This window comes from Hymenobacter sp. B81, from assembly GCF_044628455.1.
GTDB lineage: Bacteria > Bacteroidota > Bacteroidia > Cytophagales > Hymenobacteraceae > Solirubrum.
Genome location: NZ_JBIYZW010000002.1, coordinates 549,092 through 561,962 on the forward strand (window position 1 = coordinate 549,092; position 12,871 = coordinate 561,962).

The 12,871-nt window shown below is 62.5% G+C and carries 6 protein-coding genes; all 6 read right to left on the reverse strand.

Annotated features, from left to right (window positions below):
* Positions 1-73 precede the first annotated feature (73 nt).
* Positions 74-2,662 carry a ribonuclease R gene (gene rnr / locus ACE191_RS13495; protein ID WP_400192757.1) on the reverse strand — a complete coding sequence of 863 codons (2,589 nt, stop codon included), beginning with the start codon at positions 2,660-2,662 and terminating at the stop codon, positions 74-76.
* A 520-nt stretch (positions 2,663-3,182) separates the two neighbouring features.
* Positions 3,183-5,171, reverse strand: a complete 1,989-nt coding sequence (locus ACE191_RS13500) for an ABC transporter ATP-binding protein (RefSeq protein WP_400192758.1) — start codon at positions 5,169-5,171, stop codon at positions 3,183-3,185.
* A 95-nt stretch (positions 5,172-5,266) separates the two neighbouring features.
* On the reverse strand, positions 5,267-5,653 hold the full coding sequence (locus ACE191_RS13505; RefSeq protein ID WP_400192759.1) for a hypothetical protein: 387 nt from the start codon (positions 5,651-5,653) through the stop codon (positions 5,267-5,269).
* Positions 5,654-5,766: 113 nt separating this feature from the next.
* On the reverse strand, positions 5,767-6,417 hold the full coding sequence (locus tag ACE191_RS13510; RefSeq protein ID WP_400192760.1) for a lipoprotein signal peptidase: 651 nt from the start codon (positions 6,415-6,417) through the stop codon (positions 5,767-5,769).
* A gap of 226 nt (positions 6,418-6,643) precedes the next feature.
* On the reverse strand, positions 6,644-10,117 hold the full coding sequence (ileS, locus tag ACE191_RS13515; RefSeq protein ID WP_400192761.1) for an isoleucine--tRNA ligase: 3,474 nt from the start codon (positions 10,115-10,117) through the stop codon (positions 6,644-6,646).
* A gap of 101 nt (positions 10,118-10,218) precedes the next feature.
* A complete protein-coding gene (locus tag ACE191_RS13520) occupies positions 10,219-12,678 on the reverse strand; it encodes an RND family transporter (RefSeq protein WP_400192762.1) in 2,460 nt (819 codons plus the stop codon).
* Positions 12,679-12,871 lie beyond the last annotated feature (193 nt).

Genomic DNA, 12,871 nt, shown 5'->3' on the forward strand with positions numbered 1-12,871 from the left:
TTACGCAACTCGATAACCAAACGCCCCATCAGGAAACTGACGGGGCGTTTTTTTGCTGTCTGAAGTCACACGCTTAGCGGTGGAAGCCGCTGCGGCCTTTCTTGCCGCCGCCGCTGCCGCCGGATTTGCTGCCGCCCGACTTGCCGCCGGGGCGGCCGCCGCCGCGGGGACGGTCGTCGCCCTGGCGGTTGCGGCCGGCGTAGCCGTCGGACTTGCTGCGGCCCTCGCGGCGCTGGTTGGTGCCGCCGGCGGGGGTCACCAGCTCCAGGTCGATGGTGCGGTCGAGCAGGTTGGCGGCCTTCACGATGACCTCGACCTTGTCGCCGAACTTGATAATGCGGCCGGTGCGCTGGCCGATGATGCGCATGTTCTCCTTGTCGAACTCGAAGTAGTCCTCCGGAATGTCGGCCAGACGGGCCATGCCTTCGCTCTTGGTTTCGCCCATCTCCACGTACATGCCCCATTCGGTGAGGCCCGACACGACGCCGGTGAAGGTTTCGCCCACGTGCTCGGCCATGAACTCGACCTGCTTGTACTTGATGCTGGCGCGCTCGGCCTGGGCGGCCCGCTTCTCGCGCTCCGAGGAGTGCTTGCAGTCGGCCTCCAGCTCGGTGGCGTCGGCGCTTTTGCCGCCGTGCAGGTAGTGCTCGAGCAGGCGGTGGGCCATCATGTCGGGGTAGCGACGGATGGGCGAGGTGAAGTGCGAGTAGTGGTCGAAGGCCAGGCCGAAGTGGCCCAGCGGCTCGGTGGTGTAGATGGCCTTGGACATGGCGCGCACGGCCAGGGCCTGAATCACCGACTGCTCGGGCTTGCCCTCCACCTCGGCCGTGAGCTTGTTGAGCTCCTTGCTGACGTTGGTGTTTTCGTCGAAGTGCAGCGCGTGGCCGAACTGGCGGGCAAACTGGGCGAAGCTTTCGAGGCGGTCGGGGTCGGGCGCGTCGTGGGTGCGGTACACCATCGTCAGGCGCGGCTTGCGGGGCTTGAGGCGGAACACGAAGTCGGCCACTTTGCGGTTGGCCAGCAGCATGAACTCCTCGATGAGCTTGTGGGCGTCCTTGCGCTCCTTGATGAACACGCCCACCGGCTTGCCTTCCTCGTCGAGCTTGAACTTGACCTCGGGAGCTTCGAAGCTGATGGCGCCCTTGCGGAAGCGTTCGGCCTGGAGCTTTTTGGCAATGCGGTTGAGCAGGTTCACCTCGTCGGCGTAGTCGCCCTCGCCGCTTTCGATGCGCTCCTGAGCCTCCTCGTAGGTGAAGCGGCGGTCGGAGTGAATGACGGTGCGGCCAAACCAGGCGTCGTAGAGTTTGCCGTTCTCGTCGAGCTCAAACACGGCCGAGAACGTGAGCTTGTCCTCGTGGGGGCGCAGCGAGCAGAGCCCGTTGGAAAGGCGCTCGGGCAGCATCGGGATGGTGCGGTCGACCAGGTACACCGAAGTGGCGCGGTGCTTGGCTTCCTTCTCGAGGCGGGTGCCGGGACGCACGTAGTGGCTCACGTCGGCAATGTGCACGCCGATTTCGTAGTGGCCGTTTTCGAGCGTGCGCAGCGAGAGGGCGTCGTCAAAGTCCTTGGCATCGACGGGGTCAATGGTGAAGGTGGTGATGGCGCGGAAGTCGCGGCGACGGCCGATTTCCTCTCGGCTGATGTCGGAGGGAATGGCGTTGGCCTCGGCTTCTACTTCCTCGGGAAACTCGAAGGGCAGGCCGTACTCGGCCATGATGGCGTTGATTTCGGCCTCGTGGCCCCCGGCGGGCCCGAAGGTGCGCACCACCTCGCCCACGGGCTGGCGGCCGGCTTCGGTAGGCCATTCGGTGATCTTGACCAGCACCTTGTCGCCGTTCTGGGCCTCCCCCAGCGCGTGGGGCGGCACAAACACGTCGAAGTACAGCTTCTTGTAGTCGGGCTGCACGAAGCCGAAGCCGGCCTGCATCTGAATGCGGCCCACTACTTCCTCTTTCACGCGCTCGATGACCTCTACCACGTCGCCGGTGGGGCGGCCGTCCCGGTTCTGGCCCAGGCGCACGCGCACGGTGTCGCCGTCCATGGCAAAGGCCAGGCGGTCGGTAAACACGCGCATGTCTTCGGCCAGCTCGTCGCTCACGATAAAGGCGAACTTGGTGTTGGCCAGATCCACGGTGCCCGTGATGGTGGGACCTTCGGGCAGGCGTTGCCCGCGCAGGCTGCCGGGGCGGCGGCTGCGGTCGGTGGTGCCGGGCAGGTCGAAGCCAGCCGAGCGGCGGCGGTGCACGATGGGGCCTTCCGACAGCTCATCGGCCGGGCTTTCGACGGGGCGTTGGCGGCGGGGCTGGTAGCCGCCGGCGCCTTCGCCTCCCTCCTGCGGCTGGCGGCCCCGGGGCTCACGGCCACCGGCCGGGGCCGGACCGCGACCGGACAGCTCTACCAGGCGGTAGTCGTCGTTTTGCAGCAGGGCGATGTGCCCGCTTTTCTTGAGGCCCTTGAGCACCTCGAATACTTCGTCGCGCTGTTCCTTGGTGGTGACGCCGAGGCGGCGGGCCAGCTGGCGGTAGTTGAACACTTTGCCCGGGTTGTCGGCGAAGACGCGAAACACCAGGGTCTTGTTGATGGCGGCCGGGGCGGCCTGCTCTCGGCGGCGGGCCGGGTCGCGCTGCGGGCGCGGGGCGTCCGAATCGTGGTTTCTCTTCATGTTGAAAAGGGTCGCCGCCGGGCTGCTTTGAGTATTTCTGACGGGCGGCGAGTTAGCTGAAAATTGCAGACCGATGCGCACCGCGTTTCGGGCGGGCCTGCGGGATGAATATGGAGGCCGGCAGAATTTTGTTGCGGCCCGGGGAGTAAAAGTGGTCTAGTGTTCGAAACCCGACCCACTTAAGTTGTGCGAAAGATCAGAACTTCTGAATACTTCCTGGTATTCGGCAGCCGGCCGGGCCTGATGCGCGGGAGCTGCCGGAGGATAAAGCGCGTTTTCAGGCGCTATACGCTACGCCGAAGCTAGGGGGCGAAGCGGAAGGTGGCTAGTAGATGGTGAAGGGCTTAAACGGGCGGAAATGCGCGAGCAACAAGTAGAGAAATTGAATAGAAGACCGTCCTAATGAGCACCGACCAAACGGCCCAGCCGCTGAGCCGGATAGGAAACCCGGCAGCAGCCCGCGAGCGGCCTCGATTCCCCGCTTGATGCCCGGCATGAGGTCCCGGCTATTGCCTCCCTCCTACACCAGCTCCCGCCGGGCCACGGCGGCGCGAATGTCCGCGGGCGTATCGCGGGGAATGGCCGACAGCAGGCGCTGGGTGTACTCGTGCCGGGGGTTGGTGTAGAGCTCGGCCGCTGGGCCCTGCTCCACGATTTTGCCCGCGTGCATCACCAGCAGCCGGTCGCTCATAAACCGCGCTACCGACAGGTCGTGGGTAATGAACAGGTAGGTGATGCCGAAGTCGCGCTTGAGGTCGTTGAGCAGATTGAGCACCTGAGCCTGCACCGAGACATCCAGCGCCGAGACGGATTCGTCGCAGATGATGCACTTGGGCTGCAGAGCCAGGGCCCGGGCAATGCAGATGCGCTGGCGCTGGCCCCCGCTGAACTCGTGCGGGTAGCGCAGGTAATGCTCCTCGCGCAAGCCCACCGTGCGCAGCAGCTCCAGCACGCGGTCTTTCTGCTGCTGGCCGGTACCGCCCACGCCGTGTACGCGCATCGGCTCCAGAATGGCCTCGCCCACGGTCATCATCGGGTTCAGGGCCGCGTACGGATCCTGAAACACCATTTGAAAGTCGCGACGACGACGGCGCAGCTCCCCGGTTGGCAGCCTGGCCCAGTCAGCCCCATCGAACAGAATGCGGCCCGAAGTTGGTTCCACCAGCCGCAGCAGCGTGCGGCCCAGGGTGGTTTTGCCGCAGCCCGACTCCCCCACCAGGCCCACGGTTTCGCCGCGGTTGATGTCGAAGCTCACCCCGTCGACGGCGCGCACCACTTCGGTAGCGCGGCCGAAGAAGCCCCGGCGGATGGGAAAATGCACGTGCAGGTCTTGCACGCTCAGCAGCAGCTCGCTGGTAGAGGTATGGTACGAAGCGGTTGGCACTCCTCCCATTTGCACATCGGCCGCCGCAGCTTCGTTTGGCCCGGCCGCTACCGGCGCCGTAGCGGCATCGGGTACGGGCTGACCCGTTTCCAGCAGCGGCGCCGTTTCAAACCCTATCAGAGCGCCGTCGGCGCGTGGAACATCGGCATGTTCCACGGGAAACATTTTGGCGGTTTCAACTTCGTTTTTAGGAGAGGCGCCAGCCAGGGCAGCACTTTCAGCAGCAGGGCTTTGTAGCGAGGTCGTGCCGGTGCTGAAAAAGTCGCCGGCGGCATCTTCCCGCATGAAATCGGCTACGGTGGGCAATCTTTTTTGGCCCAGCGACAATTTTGGCCGGCAGGCCAGCAGGCCCTTGGTGTAGGGATGCTGCGGGTTGGTGAAGATGTCGAGTACCCGGCCCTGCTCCACCACTTTGCCGCGGTACATCACCAGGATGCGGTCGGCAATTTCAGCTACCACCCCCAGGTCGTGGGTGATGAAGAGCACGGCGGTGTTGCGCTGCCGGCGCAAATCGTCGATGAGCTGCAGGATGCGGGCCTGCACCGTTACGTCGAGGGCGGTGGTGGGCTCGTCGGCAATGAGGATGGCGGGCTGGCAGGCCATGGCCATGGCAATCATCACGCGCTGCTTCTGCCCGCCGCTGATTTCGTGCGGGTAAGCCTTGAAGATTTTTTCGGGCCGCGGCAGCTGCGCCTCGGTAAACAGCTCGATGGTGCGGGCCGCGGCTTCTTGCTTGCTCAGCGCGGTGTGCAGCCGCAGGGCCTCCACCACTTGCGCCCCGCAGGTATGCACGGGGTTGAGCGAGGTCATCGGCTCCTGAAAAATCATCGAAATTTCGTTGCCGCGCACCTTTTGTAGCTCCGTTTCCGACAGCCGCAGCAAATCGACCTCGCCGCCCAGGGCCGCCGACTGAAACCGCGCCTCTCCCCCACTCAGCTGGCCGGGCGGCATGGGAATCAGCCCCAGCAGGGCCAGCGAGGTCACCGACTTGCCCGAGCCCGACTCGCCCACGATGGCCACCGTTTCGCCCGCGCTGAGCTGAAACGACACGTTCTCGACCGCGCGGGTATTGCCGCGGTGCGAAGCGAAGTCGATGGTCAGGTTGCGGACGTCTAAAAGAGCCACGGATTCAGCGGATTTGACGGATTGCACGTATTTCGTGGATGGTTGTAGGGGCGCGTTGCACGCGCCCACAGAAGAATTTTCTTGAAAAACTACGTCTAAACGAAGGTTTCGAGACGTAGTAACTGCTCTTGCAGGTATACAAAAGTTCGTGGAGCCCGCGTGCCTAATTCTGCTAAACCAGTACCTAAGCCATCTTCGGGCACCACAACGTCGCCACCAGTGCTGAGATGGGCATGAACTCGCGCTAAATCTTCGTCAATCATGCGGCAATTCTGTTCGAAAGACTCATCATTCCAAAAATCATCCGGTGACTGACGAGCTGGTTTTCGTTTCACCCTCACTCCTACCGCATTCGGCTCACCGCGCATTTCGGCTGCCTGTCCGCCGTAGCCGCGTCGGCGTTCATTGTCACCGAAAATGTAGAGCGTTTCCGGGTTAGCTTTTAGGTCTTCGCGACGGATAAATTTCTGCTTGAGAAGCATACGAATGAGCAATTTAACGTGGTACAAGAACGGCAACGTTTTGCTTAAAAATTCAACAGCCTGCGGTTTCGGCCGCAGGCTGTCTTAGGAATCAGGCTTGTAAAGGCAAAGATTTAAGCCACCTCAGCTGCCTCTGCATCAGGCCGGTGCTGGTTCGGTTCCGGCTGATGCGCGTGCTTCTGCTCTTCGTGGTGCTGGAAAAACTTGCCCTGGTTGAACAGGATGAACATCACGCCCAAGAAGATAGCAGCGTCGGCGATGTTGAAAATGGGCCAGAGCGAGAGGTGCATATTGCCCACCAGCGGCCAGGAAGCCGGCAGAAAGCCCTCGTACAGATCGAGGTAAAGCATGTCGATAACCTGGCCGTGAAACCAGGGCGTGGGGGCCGTAAACGGGGCGTTATCGTAGATTTTGCCGTAGAAAATCGAGTCGATCAGGTTGCCGATGGCCCCGCCCAGAATGGCGGCCACGCACCAGACCAGGCCCTGGGGCGCGTGGGTTTTCCACAGGCGGTAGATGTAATAGGCAATTCCCGTCACGGCTACCAGGCGAAACGAGGTCAGCAGCACCTTGCCGTAGGGCGGCGGCAGCTCCACGCCGAAGGCCATGCCGGGGTTCAGGGTGTAGTGCAGCTTAAACCAGTCGCCAATCAGCGGGATTTCGCCCGGCATGCCCGGCTGCATGTAGGTGTGCACGGCCCACTTCGAGAGTTGGTCGACGGCAATTACCAGCAGGGCCAGCAGGTAGTACTTCCAGTATTTCATGAATTCGCTGATTTGGCGGCGTGAAGAGAATTGCACTGCGCGTAGCACACCGCTGCTCCCCTATCTTATGCCAACCGGGCACAAAACTCCGCGAAGATTTATGCTGATGGAACCCGCCTGGGCGGGCCGGGAATGAGGATTTTGAACTGTTTCAGACCAAACCGGCCAGGTTTTGTGCGCCGGTATGCCGGGCGACGAAGTTACGCCGCTGCCCGGCATCTGTGCCTCAGCTTTTTACAACTTCCAGCTGCGCCGGCACCTTGTACTCGTCGAATTCGAGCACCGCGCCATCGGCGAAACCACTCACCAGATCCAGCGAAACGGCCTGCACTTCGGTGCGGATATAGTCGCCGAAACTCGCCACGGCCTGTACCAGCTCGGGCTGGTCGGCGCCCAGAGTGACGCGGATTTTGTCTTGTACCTCCAGGCCCGAATCCTTGCGCAGGTTCTGCAGACGGTTCACCAGCTCGCGGGCCACGCCCTCGTGGCGCAGCTCGTCGGTCAGGGTCACGTCGAGGGCCACGGTGAGCGGGCCGTCGGTGGCCACCAGCCAGCCGGGCAAATCCTCGGTGCGGATTTCCACGTCGTCGGGCGCCAGGGTTACCGCTTGACCCTCAACCTCAACCGCGAGCTGACCGTCTTTTTCGAGCTGGCTGATTTCTTCCGCGGTCATCTGCTGGATGCGGGCGGCCACGGCCTTTAGGCGCGGGCCGAACTGCTGGCCCAGGCGCTTGAAGTTGGGCTTCACCGACTTCACCAGCACGCCGCTGGTGTCGTCCAGGAACTCCACGTGCTTCACGTTTACTTCGGCGCAGATCAAATCTTCCACCTTGCCGACCTGCTCACGGGTCGTTTCCGTCAGCACCGGCACGAGGATGCGCTGCAGGGGCTGGCGCACCTTCAGCACCGACTTCTTGCGCAGGGAGTGCGTCAGGGAGCTGATGCGCTGGGCCAGCTCCATGCGCTCCTCCAGGGCCCGGTCGATGAGGGTTGAGTCGGCCTGTACCAGCTCCGTGAGGTGCACGGATTCGTAGCGCAGGGGCGTGGATTTCTCCGTGGCCTCGGCGCGCATGCCGTCGGTCATGTTCTTGTACAGCCACTCGCCGAAGAAGGGCGCAATGGGCGACATCAGCTGGGCCACCACCACCAAACACTGCTGCAGGGTTTCGAAGGCGGCTTTCTTGTCGGCCGTCAGCTCGCCCTTGCGGAAACGGCCGCGCGAGAGGCGCACGTACCAGTTAGAGAGCTGGTCGGTGACGAAATCCTGGATGGCGCGGGCAGCTTTCGTGGGGTCGTAGTTGTCGAAATGGCCGCGCACTTCGAGGATGAGCGACTGGAGTTTCGCCAGGATCCAGCGGTCCAATTCGGTCAGCTCGCCCGTGGGCACGCGGTCGAATTCGCGGGCCTGGAATTCGTCGAGGTTGGCGTAGAGGGCGTAGAACGAGTAGGTGTTGAACAGCGTGCCGAAGAAGCGGCGCTGCACCTCCGTGATGCCCGCGAGGTCAAACTTGAGGTTGTCCCAGGGCTGGGCGTTGGCAATCATGTACCAGCGCGTGGCGTCGGGGCCGTACTGGTCGATGGTTTTGAACGGGTCGATGGCGTTGCCGAGGCGCTTCGACATCTTGTTGCCGTTCTTATCCAGCACCAGGCCGTTGGCAATGACGTTTTTGAACGCCACCGAATCCTCCAGCATCACGCCCAGCGCGTGCAGGGTGAAAAACCAGCCGCGCGTCTGGTCGACGCCCTCGGCAATGAAATCCGCCGGGAAATTGCGCTGGAATTTCTCGTGGTTTTCGAAGGGGTAGTGCCACTGCGCGTAGGGCATGGCGCCGCTGTCGAACCACACGTCGATGAGGTCCGGCTCGCGGTACATGGGCTGACCAGAGGGCGAAACGAGGAAAATATCGTCCACGTAGGGCCGGTGCAGATCGATTCGGTTGCCAGTTGCCGGTTGCGAGTTGCCAGTGTCGTTCTGATTGCCTTCACTGGCAACTGACAACTGGGAACTGGCAACTGAAAACGGGTTATGCGTCATCACCTCGGCGGCCACGGCCTTGTCGATTTCGGCGCTCAGCTCGGCGATGGAGCCAATGCACAGCTCCTCCGAGCCGTCTTGGGTGCGCCAAATGGGCAACGGGGTGCCCCAGTAGCGCGAACGGCTCAGGTTCCAGTCGACCAGGTTTTCCAGCCAGTTGCCGAAGCGGCCGGTGCCGGTGCTGTCGGGCTTCCAGTTGATGGTTTTGTTCAGCTCGATGAGGCGGTCCTTCACGGCCGTGGTCTTGATAAACCACGAGTCGAGCGGGTAGTAGAGCACGGGCTTGTCGGTGCGCCAGCAGTGCGGGTAGGTGTGCTCGTACTTCTCGACCTTGAAGGCCCGGCCGCGCTCCTTGAGGCGCACGCTGATATCCACGTCGAGGGTGCGGTAGTCGGCGGCCGATTCGTCGTGGCCGTCGTAGTTTTTCACCCAGCGCCCGCCAAATTCGCCCATCTGCGCCACGTAGCGCCCGGTGCGGTCCACGATGGGGCCGAGCTTGCCCTGGTCGTCGGCCACCAGCAGGGCCGGCACGTCGTTTTGCTGGGCTACCCGGAAGTCGTCCGCGCCGAAGGTCGGCGAGATGTGCACGATACCGGTACCGTCCTCGGTGGTCACGAAGTCGCCCACGATGACGCGGAAGGCCCGCTCCTCCCCTTCGAAGGCCGGGAAACCGGCCTCAGTCCCGAAGAGACGTTCGTAGCGGATGCCAGCTAGCTCGGCGCCGCTGAACTCGCCCAGCTGCCGCCAGGGCAGCACTTTGTCGCCGGCTTGGTAGGCTTCCAGCTCCGCCTGCGCGCCCTTCTCGGTGAAGTAGCGGCTCACGAGGTCCTTAGCCAGCACCACCACCTGCGGCTCGTAGGTGTAGGGGTTGAAGGTGCGCACCACAGCGTATCGGATGTTCTTGCCCACGGCCAGGCCGGTGTTAGCCGGCAGGGTCCAGGGCGTGGTCGTCCAGGCCATGATGAACACGGGTAGGCCGTCGGCCAAGCCGAACAGCTTTTCCGACTGCTCATCGCGCTTAACCTCGAACTCGGCCACGATGGTCGTGTCCTTCACGTCCTTATAGGTGCCGGGCTGGTTCAGCTCGTGCGACGACAAGCCAGTGCCGGCGGCCGGGGAGTACGGCTGGATGGTGTAGCCCTTGTAGAGCAGGCCCTTGTCGTAGAGCTTCTTGAGCAGGGCCCAGCAGCTTTCCACGTACTCCGGCTCGAAGGTGATGTACGGGTCGCTCAAATCGACCCAGTAGCCCATCTTCTCGGTCAGCTCGTCCCACTGGTGCTTGAAGCGCATCACCGTTTCGCGGCAGCGCTGGTTGTACTCCTCGACGCTGATTTTCTTGCCGATGTCCTCCTTGGTGATGCCCAGCTCCTTTTCCACCTGCAGCTCAATGGGCAGGCCGTGGGTGTCCCAGCCGCCTTTGCGGTGCACCTGCTTGCCGTTGAGCGTCTGGTAGCGGCAGAAGATGTCCTTTACCGTCCGGGCCATCACGTGGTGAATGCCGGGGGCGCCGTTGGCCGAGGGCGGGCCTTCGTAGAACACGAAGGTTTCCTTACCCTCGCGGGTGCTCACGCTTTTCTCGAAAATGCCGTTCTGCTGCCACCAGGCGAGGATGTCGGCGCCGACTTTGGCATAGTCGAAGGGCTGCTTGTATTCGGGGTATTTCATCGGAGAAGGCCAGGCAAATAAGGTAGTCGTGCGGGCCCCAGGGCGGGGCAGAACGTGCGGTTTCGGGAGGTTAAAGGCAGAAGGCTCAAGGGGCTAACACCTCAGGACGACAAACGGTTGACGTCAGCATCGGGGGCGTTGACGGTGCGCGGCTGCACCTGCATGCGGTTCAGGTTCAGCTCCAGGTCGTCGTCTTCTTCGTGGTACTGGTCGTCGTAGTGCTGAATCAGCGACTTGTCGATGGTTTCGTCCTTGCCGTGCTCAAAGGTTACCAGCAGGGCAGGCAGCAGAATCAGGTTCGAGAAGTTGGTAATCAGCAGCGAGGCCGACATGAGCAGGCCCAGGGCCTTGGTGCCGCCAAACTCCGAGAAGGCGAAGATGCTGAAGCCCACCAGCAGCACAATGCTGGTGTAAATCATGCTGGTTCCCGCCTCGCTCAAGGTGGTGCTGATGGCGGCCCGCACCCGGCGGCCGTTGATGGCCATTTCCTGCCGAAACTTGGCCAGCAGGTGAATGGAGTTGTCGCCGTCGATGCCCAGGGCAATGCAGAAGATGAGCGCCGTGGCGGGCTTCAGGGCAATGCCAAAGAAGCCCATCAGCCCGGCCGTCATCAGTAGGGTCACAAAGTTGGGTATCAGAGTGAAAACCACGGCCCGGATGGAGCGGAACAGCAGCAGCACGATCAGGCCCACCAGCGCGAAGGCGTGAATCAGGCTGTTGCGCAGCGTGCCGATGATGTACTCGTTGCCCTTGGTGAAGAGGATGGTGGTGCCGGTCATCTTCACGTCCATGCCCGTGCCCTTGAAGATTTCGTCGATCTGCGGCTGAATCTTGTTGATGAGCAGGGTATCGAGGTTGCGCGAGCCGATGTCGGCAATCTTGAGGCTGATGCGGGCGCGCTGCCCGGTGGAGTCGGTGAAGGAGCGCAGCAGCTTGCTGTCCATGCCCGAGCCCTGCCCCTGCGAGCGGGCCAGGTAGCTCAGAATGAAGTTGCGCTCGGAGTTATCGGGCAGGCGGTAGTACTGTGGGTCGCCGTTGTAGAAGGTCTGGGTGGCCGCTTTCAGGAAGGTCACGATGCTCACCGGCGAAGTCAGCACGGGCTGGGTGCGCAGGTAGTTCTCCAGCCGGTCCATGCGCTCCAGGTTCTTGAGCTTGAGAATGCCGCGCTTCTTGCCGGTGTCCACCACGATTTCCAGCGGCATCACCCCGTTGAAGTGCTGCTCAAAGAACTTCAAATCGGCATTTACCGAGGAGTTTTTGGGCAGATCGTCCACCATGTAGGCCACCGACTGCAGCCGGGAAGTGCCCAGCGCACCCAGGGCGCAGAACAAGGCGGCGGCAATGTAGACCGTACCGCGGCGCTCCAGCACCAGGTAGTCGAAGAACTCCAGCAGCTTGGTCAGCGGCTTGGCGTCGAGGTGCTCGAGCTGCTTGGGCGTGGGCGGCGGCAGGTAGGTGAAGACAATGGGAATCAGAATGATCGAGATGAAGAACGCCGCGAAAATGCTGATGGTGGCCACCCAGCCAAACTGGTAGAGAATGGCAATGTTGGTGAAGCAGAACACGAAGAAGCCGGTGGCCGTGGCCGTGTTGTTCATCAACGTCACCAGCCCGATTTTGCGCAGCACCCGCACCATGGCCAGCACCTGGTTGCCCGACACGCGGTAGTCGTAGTGGTACCTCGACAGCAGGTAGGTGCAGTTGGGAATGCCGATGACGATCAGAATACTGGGAATCAGGCCAATGAGCAGGGTTATCTTGTAGCCCAGCAGCACAATAGTACCCACGCACCAGATAACGGCTACGCCCACGATGAGCATGGGAAACACCACCGCCGACCAGGTGCGGAAGAAGGCCAGCAGCGTGGCGCTGGTCACCAGGGCGGCTAGGATGAGGAAGAACTTCATTTCCCCGGCCACCTTCGAGGTCATGGTGGAGCGCACGTAGGGCAGGCCGGCGTAGTGCAGGCGGATGCCCGTTTTCTGGGTGAACCGCTCGGCGTGGGCCAGGATGTTGCCCATCACCTCCTGCCGCCGCGACGAGTTCAGGTACTTGGGGTCCATGGTGAGGGCCAGCAGCGTAGCGCCCGTGGTGGGCGAAATCAGCTGCCCCTTGTAGAACTCCTGCCGGTTCACGATGCGCATGAGCGAGTCCAGCTCGGCCTGCGTCTGCGGCTTGTTGCGGAAGATGGGGGCCGTGGCGAAGCGCTGGTTGGCGGTGTCCTTGGTGAGCTGGATGAGCTTGGTCACCGACAGCACCCCGTTCACGCCCTCCTCCTTGGCCAGCGTGTCGGTGAGGATGCGCAGCTCGTTGAAGTTGCCCAGCCGGTACACCGAGCTGTCCTGCATGCCCAGCACCAGCACGTTACCGTCTTCGCCGAAGGTTTTCTTGAACTGCTGGAAGTACACCATGTCGGGGTCGTCGGGACTCACAACCTGGGCAAAGTCGTAGGTCATTTCCACGTCCTTGGCCTTCCAGGCCATAAAGGCCGTCATCACGGCCAGCAGCCCCACGAGCAGGCGGCGGTTCTTGATAATCAGCAGGGCAAGCTTACTCCACATCGGCTACGGCAGAAAAATTGGGGCAAAGGTACGCAATGCCCGCGGGGCCGCCGATTGGGGTATTGGAGCCGGACCCGGACCGCGCCAGCCACCAGATTAAGTATCTGCAAATCATTTGTTTGCCCCCTGCCGTATAGCCAGAAAGTTTTCGCCGCCAGCCCGTGCAACCACCGTTAGGCCCGGGCTGCTCTTC